Source organism: Rhizobium binae, assembly GCF_017357225.1.
GTDB classification, from domain to species: Bacteria; Pseudomonadota; Alphaproteobacteria; order Rhizobiales; family Rhizobiaceae; genus Rhizobium; species Rhizobium binae.
In genome coordinates, this window is sequence record NZ_CP071604.1 from 1,504,098 (window position 1) to 1,522,464 (window position 18,367).

The 18,367-nt window shown below is 62.1% G+C and carries 19 protein-coding genes and 1 pseudogene; 4 read left to right on the top strand and 16 right to left on the bottom strand.

From position 1 onward, the window contains the following. Positions 1-27 precede the first annotated feature (27 nt). The gene (locus J2J99_RS07285) at positions 28-471 is read right to left on the bottom strand and encodes a TIGR02301 family protein (RefSeq protein ID WP_205918585.1); all 444 of its coding nucleotides are present in this window, start codon (positions 469-471) and stop codon (positions 28-30) included. A 34-nt stretch (positions 472-505) separates the two neighbouring features. Continuing rightward, positions 506-922 (bottom strand): NUDIX hydrolase, encoded by a 417-nt coding sequence (locus J2J99_RS07290; protein ID WP_168294507.1) that lies wholly within the window; start codon positions 920-922, stop codon positions 506-508. Positions 923-1,103: 181 nt separating this feature from the next. Between J2J99_RS07290 and J2J99_RS07295 the strand changes: the two genes are divergently transcribed. Together J2J99_RS07295 and J2J99_RS07300 are read left to right on the top strand one after the other, a co-directional pair. Beyond that, the gene (locus J2J99_RS07295) at positions 1,104-1,424 is read left to right on the top strand and encodes a YnfA family protein (protein ID WP_168294701.1); all 321 of its coding nucleotides are present in this window, start codon (positions 1,104-1,106) and stop codon (positions 1,422-1,424) included. A 114-nt stretch (positions 1,425-1,538) separates the two neighbouring features. Further along, positions 1,539-2,303, top strand: a complete 765-nt coding sequence (locus tag J2J99_RS07300; protein WP_168294508.1) for an SOS response-associated peptidase — start codon at positions 1,539-1,541, stop codon at positions 2,301-2,303. 169 nt (positions 2,304-2,472) lie between these two features. Here the strand turns inward: J2J99_RS07300 and J2J99_RS07305 are convergent, their stop codons facing one another. The 5 genes from J2J99_RS07305 to J2J99_RS07325 form a co-directional block, all read right to left on the bottom strand. Then, positions 2,473-2,619, bottom strand: a complete 147-nt coding sequence (locus J2J99_RS07305) for a hypothetical protein (protein ID WP_168294509.1) — start codon at positions 2,617-2,619, stop codon at positions 2,473-2,475. A 279-nt stretch (positions 2,620-2,898) separates the two neighbouring features. Next, the gene (gene pssA, locus J2J99_RS07310) at positions 2,899-3,744 is read right to left on the bottom strand and encodes a CDP-diacylglycerol--serine O-phosphatidyltransferase (RefSeq protein WP_168294510.1); all 846 of its coding nucleotides are present in this window, start codon (positions 3,742-3,744) and stop codon (positions 2,899-2,901) included. Between the two features lie 13 nt (positions 3,745-3,757). Beyond that, positions 3,758-4,456 carry a phosphatidylserine decarboxylase gene (locus tag J2J99_RS07315; RefSeq protein ID WP_168294511.1) on the bottom strand — a complete coding sequence of 233 codons (699 nt, stop codon included), beginning with the start codon at positions 4,454-4,456 and terminating at the stop codon, positions 3,758-3,760. Positions 4,457-4,593: 137 nt separating this feature from the next. Continuing rightward, on the bottom strand, positions 4,594-6,471 hold the full coding sequence (locus J2J99_RS07320; RefSeq protein WP_168294512.1) for an ABCB family ABC transporter ATP-binding protein/permease: 1,878 nt from the start codon (positions 6,469-6,471) through the stop codon (positions 4,594-4,596). 198 nt (positions 6,472-6,669) lie between these two features. Next, positions 6,670-8,697: a LysM peptidoglycan-binding domain-containing protein gene (locus J2J99_RS07325; protein ID WP_168294513.1), complete on the bottom strand. Its 2,028-nt coding sequence runs from the start codon at positions 8,695-8,697 to the stop codon at positions 6,670-6,672. A 155-nt stretch (positions 8,698-8,852) separates the two neighbouring features. Between J2J99_RS07325 and J2J99_RS07330 the strand changes: the two genes are divergently transcribed. Continuing rightward, complete coding sequence (locus J2J99_RS07330; RefSeq protein WP_168294514.1) at positions 8,853-9,476, top strand: LOG family protein; 624 nt, start codon at positions 8,853-8,855, stop codon at positions 9,474-9,476. 18 nt (positions 9,477-9,494) lie between these two features. On the opposite strand, the gene rarD is transcribed toward J2J99_RS07330, so the two are convergent. From rarD to cysS, 8 genes are all read right to left on the bottom strand, one after another. Then, entirely contained in the window at positions 9,495-10,409 is a 915-nt protein-coding gene (gene rarD / locus J2J99_RS07335) for an EamA family transporter RarD (RefSeq protein WP_168294515.1), read from the bottom strand. A 206-nt stretch (positions 10,410-10,615) separates the two neighbouring features. Beyond that, a complete protein-coding gene (gene cimA / locus J2J99_RS07340) occupies positions 10,616-12,229 on the bottom strand; it encodes a citramalate synthase (protein WP_168294516.1) in 1,614 nt (537 codons plus the stop codon). 51 nt (positions 12,230-12,280) lie between these two features. Beyond that, entirely contained in the window at positions 12,281-13,252 is a 972-nt protein-coding gene (gene pip / locus J2J99_RS07345; RefSeq protein ID WP_168294517.1) for a prolyl aminopeptidase, read from the bottom strand. Then, positions 13,249-13,725 carry a GFA family protein gene (locus tag J2J99_RS07350; RefSeq protein ID WP_168294518.1) on the bottom strand — a complete coding sequence of 159 codons (477 nt, stop codon included), beginning with the start codon at positions 13,723-13,725 and terminating at the stop codon, positions 13,249-13,251. Before J2J99_RS07350 ends, pip begins: the two co-directional genes overlap by 4 nt. Further along, complete coding sequence (locus tag J2J99_RS07355; protein WP_205918586.1) at positions 13,722-14,201, bottom strand: GFA family protein; 480 nt, start codon at positions 14,199-14,201, stop codon at positions 13,722-13,724. The genes J2J99_RS07350 and J2J99_RS07355 overlap by 4 nt, the downstream gene beginning before the upstream one ends. A gap of 5 nt (positions 14,202-14,206) precedes the next feature. Next, positions 14,207-14,683: a GFA family protein gene (locus tag J2J99_RS07360; protein ID WP_168294520.1), complete on the bottom strand. Its 477-nt coding sequence runs from the start codon at positions 14,681-14,683 to the stop codon at positions 14,207-14,209. Then, positions 14,680-14,973 carry an endonuclease domain-containing protein gene (locus tag J2J99_RS07365; protein WP_246735323.1) on the bottom strand — a complete coding sequence of 98 codons (294 nt, stop codon included), beginning with the start codon at positions 14,971-14,973 and terminating at the stop codon, positions 14,680-14,682. The genes J2J99_RS07360 and J2J99_RS07365 overlap by 4 nt, the downstream gene beginning before the upstream one ends. A gap of 151 nt (positions 14,974-15,124) precedes the next feature. Further along, on the bottom strand, positions 15,125-16,516 hold the full coding sequence (gene cysS, locus J2J99_RS07370) for a cysteine--tRNA ligase (protein ID WP_168294522.1): 1,392 nt from the start codon (positions 16,514-16,516) through the stop codon (positions 15,125-15,127). Between the two features lie 287 nt (positions 16,517-16,803). On the opposite strand from cysS, the pseudogene J2J99_RS07375 reads away from it, so the two are divergent. Next, positions 16,804-17,553, top strand: a pseudogene (locus J2J99_RS07375) (glycoside hydrolase family 25 protein). Between the two features lie 9 nt (positions 17,554-17,562). Here J2J99_RS07375 and J2J99_RS07380 read toward each other — a convergent pair. After that, positions 17,563-18,303 (bottom strand): SDR family NAD(P)-dependent oxidoreductase, encoded by a 741-nt coding sequence (locus J2J99_RS07380; protein WP_168294523.1) that lies wholly within the window; start codon positions 18,301-18,303, stop codon positions 17,563-17,565. Positions 18,304-18,367: the final 64 nt, after the last annotated feature.

Here is an 18,367-nt window from a genome sequence, read left to right on the forward strand (position 1 = left end):
CGCATGCGAAAACAGGTTAATTAAACGTCAATTTCCAAAGCGCGAGGTAATTTCTGTGGCAAGTGTTGCACCTTCGTTACGGTAGCGCTCTTCTGCCACGATGGCCGCCGGGGTGCAATCCGTGTAGACCGAGGCGAAAGCGCGATAGCCACGATTGAAGGCTGCCGTGAGCTTTTCCTTGCGCTGCGGTTCATTGCCTGCCTCCGAATCGAGCAGCTGTTGCATGTCTTTTCGCCACTCATCAGCGCCCGCCGCCTTGCAGAGGGTTCTCAAATAATGCACCGAACCCAGCACCTCGGCGAACCGCGCCAACTTGTCGTCATAAGGGACGATCGCGGCCGGCGGCGCAATCTCCTCCTCCTGTGGAGGCGGCGTGTTCTTGCCCTGAGCCATGGTGGGGCCGGCGAGCACGAGCAGGGACAGGACAACGCGTCGAACGGGAATCATGCTTCCAGTTGATACGTTGAGCATGACGGCAACAAGGCACGCTTGAATGTTTCCACTTCTATTCGCCGCCCGAAAGCCGTTCCGCGCATTCGAGCACGCTCTGCGGCACAGGCAGTCGCCGAATCTCATCGACCGTGTACCAGCCCAGCGCCGCCGCATCGTCGGCGGCTTCCGCCACCATCTCCCGGTCGGCCTCGACGCGAAAGACCGACAGGAAGAAATGGCTCCTGAGGCTGCCGTCCGGCCCGTGCGTCTTCAGGTCATAGGTCGAAAACAGCTGCGGATTATGCGCCGAGATGCCGGTTTCCTCGTGGAATTCCCGCAGCGCCGTCTGCTCCGGCGTTTCCCCCGGTTCGGCGCGCCCGCCGGGAAAGGCGTACATGTCGGCGGAAGGCGGGTTGCGTCGCAACACCAGCAGGAACCGGCCGTCACGTTCGAGAATGGCGGAGGAGGCGGCTTTGGCGGTGGAGATCATAAGATTGCTCTCGTTGTGACGTTCTATCGCATGGACCGATTGTTGCATGCCGCCGCTGCCTGGCTTCGCCAATTTTCGTGTGGAGCAGCTCGGAAGGCAAGGCCCGAAAGGCGGTGCAGTGCTTCCCGAGGTGACGACATATATGTGCAACAAAGATTCCGGATTTTCGAAAGGCCTTTGCGTGACCTATATCATCTACGCTTTTGCCGCCGTTTTCGAGATCGCCGGCTGCTTCTCCTTTTGGGCTTGGCTGAAGCTCGAAAAGCCTGGTTGGTGGCTGGCGCCGGGCATGATCTCGCTCGCGCTTTTCGCCTGGCTTCTGACGCTGGTACCGAGCGAGGCCGCCGGCCGAACCTTCGCAGCCTACGGCGGCATCTATATCCTCGCTTCGCTATTCTGGCTCTGGCTGATCGAAGGCCGCGTGCCCGATCGTTACGATATCGGCGGCGGAGTGATCTGCCTTGCCGGGGCGAGCATCATCCTCTTCGCGCCGAGAGGCTGAAGCATGCCGCTGGCGCAACGCGCGGCACGTCCTTGTTTTAAAACCGCTGTATAGCCTTGCGCGGCACGATCAGGGCGCCTTGACCGGACTCGGACCGGGTGCAAAGACAAGCTGATGTGTGGACGTTTCGCCCTGACGGATTCCAGCGCAGACGTGCGCAATTTCTTCTCCGGTGTCGATCTCGACGATTTTCCGGCGCGCTACAACATCGCCCCGACGCACCCGATCCTCGTGGTCATAGCAGGTGAGGGCAGGGAGCAAGGCAGCAACCTGGCCGACCGGCGGGCGGTGCTGGTGCGCTGGGGTTTTACGCCGGCCTGGGTCAAGGATCCGAAGGAATTTCCGCTGCTGATCAATGCGCGCGCCGAGACGGCGATCGGCAAAGCCTCGTTTCGGGCGGCGATGCGTCATCGCCGCGTCCTGATTCCGGCCTCGGGTTTTTATGAATGGCATCGTCCGCCGAAGGAGAGCGGCGGCAAGCCGCAGGCCTATTGGATCAGGCCGCGCCAAGGCGGAATCGTCGCCTTTGCCGGGCTGATGGAGACATGGTCCTCGGCCGATGGCTCGGAGGTCGATACCGGCGCGATCCTGACGACGTCGGCCAATGCGGGCATCTCGGCGATCCACGATCGTATGCCTGTCGTCATCAAGCCGCAGGACTTTTCGCGTTGGCTCGATTGCAAGACGCAGGAGCCGCGTGCGGTAGTCGGCCTGACACAGCCCGTTCAGGACGATTTCTTCGAGGCCGTACCGATCTCCGACAAGGTCAACAAGCTTGCCAATATGGGGCCGGACCTGCAGGAGCCGGTCGTCATCGAACGACCGCTCGAGGCACCCGAGAAGCAAAGGCCGGATGACGGCCAGCTCAGCTTTTTCTGAAGCGCTATCGGCCGCTTCTGGCGCGGCCGTCTGTTTATTCGTGATGTCGGGGCAAGCGCAAAACTGTATAGAGCGCAAGAAGCGAATCCGAATGCTGCAGTCTTGGGGCAACGGCATGCCGGAAACGGGAAGGTGAAGCGCTGGTGAGTGCAGTTCGAAGCTCGCCGCTTCAAGCGGATTTCTTGTCACTCTCGGGTTTGTTCTTTGCCATCAGCGATGCCGCGGCAACGGCCTTCAGGCCGACGGGGCGATAGTTGGCGGCGAGGTCCGGCTTGGCCGTCTGCTGCTCGCCGGTACTGCTGTTCTTCGAAGTCACGGATACTCTCCTTTACGTGGTTCTTCCCTGGATATTTTATTTTTGCAGTTTCGCCGGAAATAGCGACAAATCGGCGGCGTTGCCTATCAGGATTTGTGAACGTCCACCATAATTCGCGAGGCTTAACTGAAGCCTGCGTTGGTTAATACTTACTGAAGGAAGCGGTTCCCAAAAAACTGCGCCGCCATTCCCCTCGGAGGAAGCGCACGTTTTCCGGGAGTATGCGAGAAGGCGGGGAGAAGGATTTCCCTGGGAGAGAGGCCAGGAAATGCCTGGAGGTCAGATGTGACGGCCGATATCGTCGTCGCCGACGCCAGGCTCTTCGATTGTCAGCGTCCCATATTTCCGCCGCCATTTCCGCGCGCCGAAGGGAAGCGAAACGAGGTAGGCGGCAACGGTAAACACCATCACCTCCCAGGTGTAGCTCATCAGCAGAGCCACATAGAGCACGACGCCAAGCATCATCGGCAGCACGAGATCGCGCCGCAGCCGGTTGCCGTCCGATTTGCCCGACCAGACCGGCAACCGGCTGATCAGCAGGAAGGCGATGAACACGGTGTAAATCGACGAGACGAATGCGAAAGTGCGGTCGGTCGCCATCCCAAGGAAGCCGAGATAGACCGGCAGCAGCACGAGCATGGCGCCGGCCGGCGCCGGCACGCCGACGAAATATTCCGACTGCCAGCTCGCCTTGTTCTCGCGTTCGGCCATGACATTGAAACGGGCAAGGCGCAGTCCGGCAGCGATCGCATAGATCAGCGCCGCGATCCAGCCGAGCGAACGCGCCTGGTCGAGCGCGAAGACGTAGACGACGAGGGCGGGCGCGACGCCGAAATTGACGATATCGGCAAGCGAATCCATCTGCGCGCCGAACTTCGAGGTCGCCTTCATCAGCCGCGCCACCCGTCCGTCGATTCCGTCGAGGAAGGCGGCGACGAGCACCATGGACACGGCGAGTTCGTAACGATTCTCGAAAGCCAGCCGGATGCCGGTCAGCCCGGCGCAGATTGCCAGAATGGTGATGAGGTTCGGAAAGACGAGACGGAGCGGGATTTCGCGCAGACGCGGGCCGCGGGCGGAATCATCCGGACCATTGGGCTCGAAAGGCGGAAAGGGCGTTTCCATATCGCGTTCCAATCTAGCTGCGGCGGCTGATGACGGGACCCTTGGCCGAGGCGAATTCGGCGATGACAGTTTCTCCGGCAATCGCCGTCTGGCCGAGCGAGACACGTGGCGCCGCACCGGCGGGCAGGAAGACGTCGAGCCGGGAGCCGAAACGGATCAGCCCGAAGCGCTCGCCGGCATCCAACGGCTCGTTGATGTTTGCCCAGCAGAGGATGCGCCGCGCCACAAGGCCGGCGATCTGGACGACGCCGATCTGGCCGTGGCGAGTTTCGATCACCATGCCGTTGCGCTCATTGTCGTCGCTCGCCTTGTCGAGCTCGGCGTTGACGAAGCTGCCGGAACGGTAATTGATGCTGACGATACGCCCGCGCATCGGTGCCCGGTTCACATGGCAGTTGAAGACGTTCATGAACACCGAGATGCGCAGCATCGGCTCCGAGCCGAGGTCGAGCTCGGCCGGCGGGGTCACCATCTGAATCGCCGAGACCTTGCCGTCAGCGGGAGAAATCACCAGATCGTCGTCCTGCGGGGTCACGCGCTCGGGATCGCGGAAGAAATAGGCGCACCACAGCGTGAAGATCATGCCGATCCAGAAGAGCGGCTTGAAGATCCAGCCGAGGATCAGCGAGGCGACGAAGAAGGCGGCCACGAAGGGATAACCCTCCTTGTGCACGGGGACGATCGTGTTGCGAACCGTGTTGAACAGGCTCATGGCTGCCGGTCTCCTTGCGTTGTCGTTTTTTGCTGGTTAGCGAAAAACCGCCTCCGGGGCAATCCTGCCGCCCCGGCCCCCGTTCGCCCGCCGGGGTTCTGAACAACAAAAGCCGATACCGGCGTCGGGTTCCCTGATTAGTTTGCCGGCGCAAGCCGCGTGACTACGCCCATGTCGTCGCTTTCGCGCACCTGCTTCAGATGTTCCTCGGCCTGTGTGGCCTCGCGCTGGCGGTTCCACATCGAGGCATAGAGGCCGTTCCTTTCAAGCAGGGCCGCATGGGTTCCGCGCTCGGCGATTTCACCGCTTTTCAGCACGATGATTTCGTCGGCGCCGATCACGGTCGAAAGCCGATGGGCGATGACCAGCGTCGTCCGGTTCTTCGAAACCACATCGAGCGCTGTCTGGATTTCCCGCTCCGTCGTCGTGTCGAGCGCTGACGTCGCCTCGTCGAGGATCAGGATCGGCGGCGCCTTGAGGATGGTGCGGGCGATCGCCACCCGCTGTTTCTCGCCGCCTGAAAGCTTGAGCCCGCGCTCGCCGACTTTGGTTTCGAAGCCTTCCGGCAGCGTCTCGATGAAATGCGCGATCTGCGCCACTTCGGCTGCGGCAAAGACTTCGCCGTCGCTGGCCGATGTGCGGCCATAGCGGATGTTATAGGCGACGGTGTCGTTGAAGAGCACGGTATCCTGGGGCACCATGCCGATCACCGAGCGCAGGCTCTTCTGCGTCACCGTGCGGATATCCTGGCCGTCGACGGTGATCGTGCCGCCCTGGATATCGTAGAAACGGTAGAGCAGCCGCGACAACGTCGATTTGCCCGCACCCGACGGGCCGACAACGGCAACCGTCTTGCCGGCCGGCACGTCGAAGGAAATCCCCTTGAGGATCGGACGGGCCGCATCGTAGGCGAAGTGCACGTCCTTGAAGGAGATCGCACCCTGGCCGATCCGAAGCTCTGCCGCATTGGGCGCGTCGTTGACCTCGGCCTTCACCTCCAGGAGATCGAACATCTGCTCGATGTCGGTCAGTCCCTGGCGGATCTCGCGGTAAACGAAACCGATGAAGTTGAGCGGCGCGGAAAGCTGCAGCAGCATCGAATTGACGAAAACGAAATCGCCGACCGTCTGCTCGCCGCGCTGGACGGCCAGCGCCGACAGCACCAGCATGATCGTCGTGCCGATGCCGAAGATGACGCCCTGGCCGAAGTTCAGCCAGCCGAGCGACGTCCAGACATCGGTCGCCGCCTTCTCGTAGCGTTCCATCGATTTGTCGAAGCGCTTTGCTTCCATCTCCTCGTTGCCGAAATATTTGACGGTCTCAAAATTGAGGAGAGAGTCGATCGCCTTGGTGTTGGCGTCAGTGTCGCTGTCATTCATCGACCGGCGGATGGCGATGCGCCAGTCGGAGGCGCGGATGGTGAACCAGATATAGGCCCACACCGTGAAGGCGGTGACGGCGAGATAGGAGAAGCCGTAGCCCCACCAGAAGATCACCGCGGTCAGCAGGAATTCGATGACGGTCGGCACCGAGTTGAGGATCGTGAAGCGCACGATCGTCTCGATGCCCTTGGTGCCGCGCTCGATGATGCGCGAGAGACCGCCGGTCTTGCGTTCCAGATGGAAGCGCAGCGACAGCTCGTGCATGTGCACGAAGGTCCTGTAGGCGAGCTGGCGCACCGCATGTTGCCCGACGCTGGCAAACAGCGCGTCGCGCAACTGGTTGAGGCCGAGCTGGATCAGCCGAGTGACGTTATAGGCGATGACAAGCGCAATGGCGCCGGCAAGGAGCGGCGGCACGGTGCCGGCCAGATCCATCCTGCCGTTCAGTGCGTCAGTCGACCATTTGAAGAAATAGGGGACAAGCAGCAGGACGAACTTGGAGATCAGCAGATAAACCGAGGCCCAGACGACGCGCATCCTGAGGTCGGGCCGGCCGGCTGGCCACATATAGGGCCAGAGATTGAGAAGCGTGCGCAGCAGGTGGGATTCCGAGACAGTCTTGCCGTTTGCCATGCGTGTCTCCAGTCCGGTCGGAATTGCCGCTGTCGCCTGTGTCGATGCTGGCAAAGCGCGAGCGGGACGTGCTCGAAAGCGTTTCCCGCGTCACCGCCAGATAGGGTGCCGGGCGGATGAATACAACAAATGCGGGGCTCTGGAAAAGCCGGGCCGGGCGGTTATCCCGCCCGGCCCGATCATGTTCTTCTGCTTCATTTAAAGGTGCTGGCCGGAAAGGCGTTTGCGGTGCAGTTCCTCGGCATTCGGCAAGGCATCCTTCGGCAAGCCGAAGATCTGGCCGGGGCGGATGCGGTCGGGATCGGTGATCTTGTCTTCGTTGGCGATGTAGATCGTCGTGTAGCGCACGCCGAGGCCGTAGGTCCGGCGCGAGATCTGCCACAGCGTGTCGCCGCGGCGGATGATCACCGCCGCATTGTTGGCCGTCAGCGGCGCCTGTTCGATCGTTTTCGGCTGATTGCCGGCAGCGTCGTTTGCGGACGGTGCCGCGGATGCAGGGGCCGCAGGCGCGGGTGCGCTGTTGATTTCGGCAATAATCGCCTCCAGCCCGTCGAGACCTGCACCGACGGATTTTGCATCCTTCGGCAGGCCCTGCAGCATCTTCAGTGCGTTGGTCGCCTTCTGGGAGGCGGACCCGGATGCTTGCTTGAGAGTATCGGACGCGTCTGCGCCCGGGCGGAAGTCGGCAAGTGAGCGCAGTGCGAATTCCGTTGCCGAGCGCGCCGCTGCAAGCTGTTCGTCGCCGGGCAGCTTGCCATCGGCAAACAGCCCCTTAAGCAGGCCGAAGGCCTTGCCGGCTTCGGCCTTGCGCTTGCCGAGTTCGCCTTCGTCGAGCGGCACCATCGCGGACGGGCCGTTCGCGTCGGCAGGGCCGGCTTGCGCGGCGACCCTCACCTGGTCGCCAGCCGGACGATTGAAGTTCACCGTCGCGCGCACGATTACCGTGCCGGCGGGATCGACGACATCGACGCGGATCTTGTGGTCGCCGACCGAAAGCGCTGCAACGCCGTCGATAACGAAATGTCCGTCAGGACCGGCCGTGTCCTGGCCGACGAGGTTGTCGTCGGCATAGCCGAGGACCTTGGCGTTGGCGCGCGCCGTGCCGGCGATGAATATTTTGTTACCCTCGATCTCGACGGCGTTGACCATCACATCGGGCGCCGTGGTCTTGTCGGTTTCGGCCGCGCCGGGAACGGCCGGCGCGGCATTCGTGCCAGCGGCGTCGGGCTGGCCAGGCGTCTGCAGCGCCAGGTCACCCGTCGCTACGGCCGGAGCGGTCTCGCCGGCCGCTGCCTTGTCGGCAGGCGGCGCCATCGGAGCGGAGGCGTCAGCGACTTCTGTTCCGCCCGTCGGCGCCGTGATGATGCGGCTTGCGGTGCCGGGCTTGGAGACCATGGCGAGCAAATCGGCGCCATTGCCGTCCTTCGGCACGGAAACGGTTGCGACTTCTTCGGAAAGCGTGGTCTTGCCATCCTTGCCCGTCACCTTCAGCACAAGCTGGTGGTCGCCGGCCGGAAGCGGATTGTCGAGGACGGCGGCGAAATCGCCGCTCGGACCGATATCGGCCGTCGTCACTACCTTTTCGCCGTCGAGCACTTCAAGCTTGCCGTTCGGCTCGGCCGAGCCGGCGATGACGGTCGATCCGTCAGGCTCGACGCGCAGGACGTCGAAGGCGGGAAGTTTCGGACCGGCATTCGCCGCTGTTGCAGGCTCGGGGGCGCCTGTCAGCGCAGCCTCGGCCCTGGCGATTGCGGCAGGTACATCGGCGATGTTTTCAGGCAGCGACTGCACGATGGCGAGCGCCTTGGCGCCGCCTCCCTTGGCCTTGGCGGCAGCGGCTTGTGTTGCCGGGTCGACGCCCTCGGGAATGGTGAAGCCGGCAAGTGCGCTCAGCGCATTGATCGTCTTGGTCTTGGCGGCGGTGAAGACATCGATGGCCGGGCCTTTGCCGTCGGCAAACAGCGCCTTGAGCTCGCCGAGCGCCACGCCGGCGTCGGCCGAAAGGCGGCTCAGCTGGCCGGCAACGGCAGCCGGGTCGGCAGCAGTGGAGCGCGACGTCTTTGCCGCTTCGTTAACCGTGTTCTTGAGCTCCGTGCTCGCTTGGTTGATGGCATCGCCGACCTTGGTTGCATCGCCGCCGATGCGTGGCATAACGAAGAACACCATCAGTAGGATTGCGATTACGAGTACTGCAAGGGCCAGCAAGCCGGCACGGTTCTTCATCATTATGTCTCCCAAGGCGGCAATTTGCCGTAGTACCGAAAATTGCTAGCGATTCCCGTTGCTTTTCACAAGCATTCAAAGCAATCAGGCAAGCTAGGCATGCTGCTTTTCAGTCAATTTTCTTGACTGCATTGAAATGAAATAGTTGTTTCGCCTCCATGACCGAACAATCTGTATCGATTCGATCCATCTGCGTTTACTGCGGCTCAAGGCCGGGACGAGATCCGTCCCACATGGCGGCCGGGCGCGCTCTCGGAAGAGAGATCGCCGAATACGGCCTGCGCCTCGTCTATGGCGGGGGTACCAAAGGCATCATGGGCGCGGTTGCAAGCGGGGTGCTTTCAGGCGGCGGTCAGGTCACGGGGATCATCCCGGAATTCCTGATCGATATGGAAGCGACTCGCCATTCGCTCGGTCAGCTCAACGAACTCATTGTAACCCCTGACATGCATGCGCGCAAACATACGATGTTCGAGCGCTCCGATGCCTTCGTCGCGCTGCCGGGCGGCATCGGAACGCTGGAGGAGATCGTCGAGATCATGACCTGGGCCCAGCTCGGCCGCCATGAAAAGCCGATGGTCTTTGCCAACATCAACGGCTTCTGGGATCCGATGATGGAACTGATGCGCCATATGACCGAAGAAGGTTTCCTGCACACCGCCCACCGGGTGCAGCCGCTCGTCGTCGACGAGATATCCGGCATCATTCCCGCGATCATGGCCCAGGCAGCCCAGCTCGCCGCCGATCGTGATGGCGAGGACGAGGTGATCTCGAAGATGTGAGGAAGGTTCCCGCCGGCTTCAGCGCCCGCGGCCTCCCTTCAGCATCGACCAGCTGTAGAAGAACAGCCCCGCCCAGATCAGCGGAAAGGCGATCATGCGCGCCGTGCCGAGCGGCTCTTGAAAAGCGAACACTGCGATCAGGAAGATCATCGTCGGCGCGATATACTGCATGATACCGATCGTCGAGAGCTTCAAGAGCTTGGCGCCGTTGGCATAGATCATCAACGGCACGGCGGTGATGACGCCGCAGCCGAGCAGCAGAGTCGTGTCGGCGAGGCCGGTGCGGTAGAGATGGCCCTGGCCGCTGCCGAATTCGAGATAGAGGATATAGAGGAGGGCAGGCCCACTCAGGATCAGCACCTCCAGGAAAAAGCCCTGGTTCGGTCCGAGCGGCAGCGTCTTGCGGAGCAGGGCGTAAAAACCCCAGCTGACCGCAAGCGTCAGCGCCACCCACGGAATGCCGCCGCTATCGAAGGCGAGAATGGCGACGGCGAGTCCTGCAAGCGCAATCGCCGCGATCTGCAGCGGCTGCAGCTTTTCCTTCAGAAGCACCGCGCCGAGGAAGATGCTGAACAGCGGATTGATGAAATAGCCAAGTGCGGCATCGAGCGAATGGCCGGCGCCGATCGCCCAGACATAGGTGCCCCAATTGACGGTGATCAGCGACGCCGTCAGCGCGGCCATCGCCAGCATGCGCGGCGAGCGCAGCGCTGCGCGGATATCGCCGGTGCGTCCGAGCACGATCAGCACGACGCCGGCCAGCGGCAGCGACCAGATGATGCGATGGGCGATGACTTCGGCCGGCGGAATATGCGCCACCGCCTTCATATAGAACGGCAGGAAGCCCCAGAGCAGATAGGCAGTCAGTGCGAAGGCGAAACCGCGCGGACTGTCTTCGTTCTTGGCCAAGGGAACGGATGCATCGGTCGACATCGGGTGTTTCCATCTTTGTTCTTCTTCTGATCCGGCCTAGCTTAAGCGCCGTGAATAGGCCAATTCATTTCGTTGAATGAATGGTCAGAGCATTTGAAACAATGTCGACCCGATGGCGAACACGAGCGGTCGCCCTGCCGGGAACTCTGCGGCCGAAACGCAGGTTATAGCGGCGCCGGCAGCGCCGGCGAACCGGCCGAACAGACTTATTCCGCCGCGATCTTGCCCGCCAGCTGCCGGTTCTTCATCAGCTTGTAGATGACGGAATCCATCAGCGCCTGGAACGAGGCATCGATGATGTTCTCCGAGACGCCGACCGTCCACCAGCGCACGCCGTCGCTGTCGGTGGATTCGATCAGCACGCGGGTGATCGCCTCCGTGCCGCCATTGAGGATACGCACCTTGAAATCGGCGAGCACCAGATCGTCGATCTCGTGCTGGTACTTGCCGAAATCCTTGCGCAGCGCCAGGTCGAGCGCGTTGACAGGACCTTCGGCGTCGGCAACCGACATCAGCGTCTGACCGTCGATGGTGATCTTGACCACCGCTTCCGAGACGATTTTCACGCGGCCGAGACTGTCGAAACGGCGCTCGATCATCACCCGGAAGCCTTCGATGGTGAAGAATTCCGGGATGGTGCCGAGTGTGCGATGCGCCAGGAGCTCGAAGCTCGCATCGGCGCCCTCATAGGCATAGCCGACGGATTCCCGTTCCTTGACGATCGAGATCAAGAGGTCGAGCTTCGGATCGTCCTTGCCGACGGTGATGCCGCGCCTCTTCAGCGCATTGATGAAGTTCGCCTTGCCGCCCTGGTCGGATACCATGACCTTTCGAAAATTGCCGACGCTTTCCGGCGGCACATGTTCATAGGTCTTCGGATCTTTCAGCAGCGCCGATGCGTGGATACCGGCCTTGGTGGCGAAGGCGGAAGCGCCGACATAGGGCATCTGGTGGTCGGGCGAGCGGTTGAGCAGCTCGTCGAAGGCATGCGAGAGGCGGGTGAGGTTGAGCAGCCGCTCCTCGTCGATCGCTGTTTCGAAGCGTGTGTTGTAAGCGCTCTTCAGTGCCAGCGTTGGGATCAGCGTCACTAGGTTGGCGTTGCCGCAGCGCTCGCCGATGCCGTTCAGCGTGCCCTGGATCTGCCGGACGCCGGCTTCGACCGCAGCCAATGAGTTGGCGACGGCCTGGCCGGTGTCGTTATGGGCATGGATGCCGAGACAGCGGCCGGGCACGCCTGCTGCGATCACCGCCTCGACAATGGCGCGGACTTCCGGCGGCTGCGTGCCACCATTGGTGTCGCAGAGCACGACCCAGCGGGCGCCGCTCTCATAGGCGGTCTTGGCGCAGGCGATCGCATAAGCCGGATTGGCCTTGAAACCATCGAAGAAATGCTCGCAGTCGACGATCGCCTCCTTGCCGGCGCCGACCGCCGCCTTGATGCTTTCGGCGATGCATTCGAGATTTTCCTCGTTGGTGCAGCCGAGCGCCACCGCGACATGGTAGTCCCAGCTCTTGGCGACGAAACAGATGGCGTCGGATTTTGCCTGCAGCAGCCCGGCAATGCCGGGATCGTTGGAGACCGAAACGCCCGCCCGCTTCGTCATGCCGAAGGCGACGAAGGTCGCCTGGCTGGTGCGCTTCTCGCCGAAAAAGGCCGTATCCGTCGGATTTGCGCCGGGATATCCGCCCTCGACATAATCGAGGCCGAACTCATCCAGCATGGCGGCGATCGCAATCTTGTCCTCGACGGAAAAATCGATTCCGGGCGTCTGCTGCCCATCCCGGAGCGTCGTGTCGAAGAGGTAGATGCGTTCTTTCATGTCGTTTCCTCCCGCCAGGCGGGTGTTGTTGAAATGCGGATGCTGCGCTGTTCAGGGCAACCAGTCCCGCTTCCCGGCAAACTTATCCGTCGCCCGGATCAGCCGATCGAGAATCCCGGGCTCCGAATAGGCATGGCCGGCGCCCTCGATCAGGTGGAACTCCGCCTTCGGCCAGGCCTTGTGGAGGAGCCAGGCATATTTGGCCGGGCAAGGCATGTCATAACGGCCATGCACGATGACGCCGGGAATATCTTTCAGCCTGCCGGCGTCGCGGATCAGCTGTCCCTCGTCCATCCAGCCGGCATTGACGAAGAAGTGGTTCTCGATACGGGCGAATGCATAGGCGAAGTCCGGCTCTTCGAACTTGCCGCTCGTCGACACTTCCGGCAGCAGCGTGATCGTTTCGCCTTCCCAGATGCTCCAGGCCTGCGCGGCCGCAAGTCGCACATTTCTGTCCTCATGCGTCAGGCGGCGATGATAGGCATGCATCATCTCATGCCGCTCTTCCGGCGGGATCGGAGCGATGAAGCGGTCCCACTTGTCCGGGAACATTTCCGAGACGCCGAACTGGTAGTACCAATCAAGCTCGGCCTTCGTCAGCGTGTAGATGCCCCGCACAATGAGCTCGGATACGCGCTCGGGATGGGTCTCGGCATAGGCCAGCGCCAGCGTCGAACCCCAGGAGCCGCCGAATACCTGCCAGGTCTCGACCCCCGCCATCTCGCGCAGCCGCTCGATATCGGCGACGAGGTGCCAGGTCGTGTTGGCATGGAGGTCGGCATGCGGCGTCGACCGGCCGCAGCCGCGCTGATCGAACAGCATGACGTCGTAGAGGGCGGGATCGAACAGCCGGCGATGGGCGGGCGAGAAGCCGCCGCCCGGGCCGCCATGCAGGAAGACGGCGGGCTTGGCGCCGGGCGTTCCCGACCGTTCCCAGTAGATCACATGGCCGTCGCCGACTTCGAGATGCCCGGAGGCATAGGGTTCGATTTCGGGATAGAGGGCGCGCAGTATATCGGTCATATCTTCACGCCTTTCGCGGGCCAGATCTCAGTGTCATGATCGGGATGCTGAAAGGAGATGATCGCCTCCTGTCGGGCATAGAAATCCGGGTCCTTGTGCACCGGGGCTTCGAAGATCGTCTCGACCCACGGCAGGCGCGCATCGTAATTGACCTGGATCTGCGGCGCGAGATCGCTGCGGTCGTCGAAGGTGCCAATCGCAAGCTCCAGGCCACCGGGATGACGATAGGTCATCGGCGTGCCGCAACTGCTGCAGAAGCCGCGGGCGATATTGACGGAAGACTGAAAGTAACTCGGCTCGCCGCGGGTCCATTCCATCCCCTCCTCGGGTGCAGTGACGAGCGCGGAGAAGAAGCCGCCGAACTGCTTCTGGCACATGCGACAATGGCAGATCGAGGGTCGCCCCAGCGCGCCCGATATGCGGAAACGCACGGCGCCGCACTGGCATCCGCCTGTTCTTACCTTGTCCGTCATAGGCGTTCTCCGAGTGGCCAGCTTTCCGTGTCGTGATCCGGGTGCTGATGGTTGCTTGCCGCGATCGCGTTCTCGCGGTCGGGCGTTTCAGGCAGGGGTTCCACGGGCAGGTCGTCGATGGCGTGAAACCAGGACATCTTGCGGCCGGTGCTCGATTGCATCACGGGCCTGACGGCATCGGGGTCATCGAGCGAACCGAGCGTGATATTGATGAAGTCCGCGTCCGGAATGTCATAGAACAGGGGCGTGCCGCAATCGCCGCAGAAGCCGCGCCGCACAAGATCCGAGGACTGGAACCATTTCGGCGCACCGCGCGTCAGCTCGAAAGTTATGCGCGTGGCGGCCGCAAGCGGCAGGAAATAGTTGCCGGCCGCCTTCTGGCACATCCGGCAGTGGCAGATATGGGGGTAGCCGAGCTCACCGCGGGCGCGATAGCGAACCGCGCCGCACTGGCACCCGCCGGTCTGTTTCGTCATTTTGCTCAAACGCGATCCTCCGGCGGCCAAACCTGCGTATCATGGTCGGGATGCTGATAAGAAACCAGTTCGTGCAGGAAGGAGCCTGCCGTCAGATCGGCCTCGGTCCGCTCTCCCGGCAATTCGTGCAGGCGATCGACGAAGCCGATCTTGCCTTCCACGCCCCATTGAATGGTCGGCGGCAGGGACGACGGATCGTCGAAGGCGCCCGCGGCGATCGCAACCCCGTCAGGCGCCTCGTAGGAGAGCGGTGTACCACAGTCTGCGCAGAAGCCGCGCTCGACGAAATTGGAAGAACGGAAGTTTTTCCGCTCTCCCCGTGTCCATTCGAAATCAGCGCCGCGCACGGAGACGAGTGGCGCATAATAAGCCCCGAACGCCTTCTGGCACATGCGGCAATGACAGATCGACGAGTCCTTGAGTTCGCCGCTGACGCGGAAGCGGATCGCGCCGCATTGGCAGCCGCCTGTATAGGTGGTCATGGCAGGTCCTTTCCGGTGATGCGGATAATCTGGCTGCACACGTTGTCGATATCCCTCAGGGTATCGTCGTTCCAGAAGCGCAGAACGGTCCAGCCGTCATCGTAGGAAGCATTCGGGGCGAGGGCATGCTGCGAGCCGTCTATCTCGACGATGAGGCGATGAGTGGGGCATGCGAAACCAACGACATAACCGGCGATCGGCACCGGTCGGCGGAAGCTGAGATCCATCAGGCGATAGGCACGATGCTCTTTCCACAGTTTCAGCTCAGCATCAGTCATTGCCTTGCGCATGCGCCGGGCGTGCGCCCGCCTGTGTGGTGGTGCGAAGCCACTTGGTGCGCGGTCGATATCTTGGAAAGCCGGCGCGCCTTGCCGATCTCCCCCCTTGTGGGGGAGATGCCCGGCAGGGCAGAGGGGGGTATATCGAGCCGCCCAACCCATCCTACCGCTTCACCTCCCACGTCGTCACCCGCTCACCCGTCGCTGGATCCTTGCCGTCCTTCAGCTGGATACCTTTCGCCGTCAGTTCGTCGCGGATCTTGTCGGCCTCGGCAAAATCCTTCGCCTTCAGCAATTCCAAACGCATGGCCACCAGCGCGTCGACCGCTGCGGCGACGGCTTCATCGATTTCGGCCTTCTTCGGCAGCAGACCGAGGAGGGAAGCCGTCGCGGCGAAGGTGGCGCCGACGGCGGCATCGGTATGGGCGGCCTGCGCCAGCGCATGCAGGGCTTGCACCGCCGCCACCGTATTTAAGTCGTCGGCCAGCGCGGACATGACGGCCTCGTCCGGCTTGGCGTCGCCGGGCTCCGTCGCCGGCCATTTGGCAAGCAGGCGTTCGGCCTCTTCCAGCCGCTTGATCGAGAAATCGATCGGCTCGCGGTAATGCGTCATCAGCATGGCAAGGCGCAGCACCGCACCCGGCCATCTCCGACCGCCGAAGATTTCGGTGTGTAAGAGATCGTGGATGGTAACGAAATTGCCTTCGGACTTCGACATCTTGCGGCCTTCGACCTGCACGAAGCCATTATGCATCCAGACATTTGCCATTACTTCGGTGCCGTGGGCGCAACGCGACTGGGCGATCTCGTTTTCATGGTGCGGGAAGATCAGATCCAGTCCTCCGCCGTGAATATCAAAGACATCGCCGAGATAACGCCGGCTCATCGCCGAGCATTCGATATGCCAGCCGGGCCGGCCGCGGCCCCAGGGGCTTTCCCAGCCGGGCTCGTTGTGGCTCGACAGTTTCCACAGCACGAAATCGCCGGGGTTCTTCTTATGCGCATCGACGGCGACGCGGGCGCCGGCCTGCTGCTCGTCGAGGGGGCGCTTCGAAAGCTGGCCGTAATCCGCCATCGACTTGGTGTCGAATAGCACTTCGCCGGATGCGACATAGGCGTGACCGGTGGAGATCAGCTTCTCGATGATCTCGATCATCTCTTCGATATTGTCGGTAGCCCGCGGCTCGACGTTCGGTTCCAGGCAGCCGAGTTCGGCGACATCGGCGTGAAACTGCGTCTCGGTCATTTCCGTGACCGCGCGGATTGCCTCGTTCAGCGGCAGGCCGGGATGATCCCTCAGCGCCCGCGCATTGATCTTGTCGTCGACGTCGGTAATGTTGCGGGCATAGGTGACGTGATCTTGGCCATAGACATGGCGCAGCAGACGGTACAGCACGTCGAAGACGATGACCGGCCGGGCATTGCCGATATGGGCGAAGTCATAGACGGTCGGACCGCACACATACATGCGGACATTCTCGGCATCGATCGGCGCAAAGATCGATTTCTCCCGCGTCAGCGTGTTGTACAGCTTCAGTTCCGGCGTGCCGCCCATTTCACTCTCCCAAAATGCACGTTCAGAAAATATCCCAACCGGCGGGCCGGGGCGTTTCGCATCTTGACTGTTTGGGAGACGAAAACGGCCGGGCCAGCGCTTGCGCTAGCGAATAATCTTTCCGCAGATAATGCAGATAACCGTTTTCATGCCGCGTTTTATGGCGCGGGAATGACGTTTGGTCAAGAGGGGCGAGGAACGATCCAGTTGCGCAATGCGTCCGCCATTCTCCAGGCACAAATCGCTGGTAGCCGGTCGAGAAGCTGCTGAAAATACAGGAGGAATGGGTGGGGAGCGTAGGTCGGTGGGGTGTCGGAGCGGCCGCTATTCTGGTGGTCGCATCCGCTGCATATTTCGCTTACGATTTCGGCATGGTCCGCTTCAACAATCCGTCTCTATCTCGGTATCCGATCCAGGGCATCGATGTCAGCCATCACCAGGGCGACATCGATTGGGAGACGGTGGCCGCGCAGCGGAACGTACGATTTGCGATCATGAAGGCAACCGAGGGCGGCGACCACAAGGACTCCAGGTTCGCCGAAAACTGGCAGCGCGCCGGCGATGCAGGGATGGTCAGGGGCGCCTATCATTTCTTCACCTTCTGCCGCCCGGGCAGGGATCAGGCGCAGAACGTCCTGGCGACCGTGCCGAAGACGCCGGGAACATTGCCGATCGCGGTCGATCTGGAGTTCGTCGGCAATTGCGACAAGGTTCCGACGGTCGAGGAAATGACGACGGAAGTGAACGCCTTCTTCACCGAACTGAAATCCACCTTTCCGGAAAAGCCGATCTTTTACGTCACCCAGGAATTCTTCGATCAGTACCTGAAAGGCAATGAGACCCGCTTCCCCGAGCACTACCTCTGGCTGCGAAGCGTGTTCAAGGAGCCGACGCAGGAGGGCTGCGGTCGCTGGTCGATCTGACAATTTGCCGACAACGGCACGGTGAACGGCATTCAGGGGGCGGTGGATCTCAATGCGCTCTGCTCGTCGGAAACGGATTTCTCGCATTTGTTTCCAGACCTTGCTGCGAACTGAGGCGTCGATCTATTCCGGCAATCGATAATGGGCGAGCTTGTTCTCGCGCACGATGAACAGCTTGCCCGTTTCGGTCACGCCGGGACCGACGAGTGGCAGGATTGCCTTGGCGACCTCGGAGGGATGCGGCAGCGTCTGCGGGTCTTCGCCCGGCACGGCCTGCGCCCGCATTGCCGTGCGGGTCGCCCCCGGATCGACGCTGGTGATGCGCAGCGGCGTCGATTGCGTCTCGCCGGCCCAGGTGCGGGCGAGTGCCTCGACAGCCGCCTTGGAGGCCGAGTAGGCGCTCCAGAAGGGGCGGCATTTGTGCGCGGCGCCGGACGACAGGATGACGGCGCGGCCGGCGTCCGAGCGGGCAAGCAGCGGATCGACCGAGCGGATCAGCCGCCATGTCGCCGTTACGTTGATGGTCATCACTTTTTCGAAAACCTTCGCCTCGATATGGCCGATCGGCGAGATGACGCCGAGCATGCCGGCATTGGCGACCAGGATGTCGAGCTTGCCCCAGCGCTCGAAGATCGAGCCGCCGAGCGCATCGATCGCGTTCATATCGGCAAGATCGAAGGGCACCAGCGTCGCGCTGCCGCCCACGGCCTTGATCGCATCGTCGAGATCCTCGAGCCCACCGACCGTGCGTGCGCAGCCAATGACATGGGCGCCGGCTTTGGCGAGTTCCAGCGCGGTGAAATAGCCGATGCCGCGCGACGCACCGGTGACGAGTGCGATCTTGCCCTCAAGATTGATGTTCATCTGTCCGGTTCCGGATTTGCTTGCGAAGGTGAGGGGCGCAATTAGGCCCCTCGGAAGCGAAAGT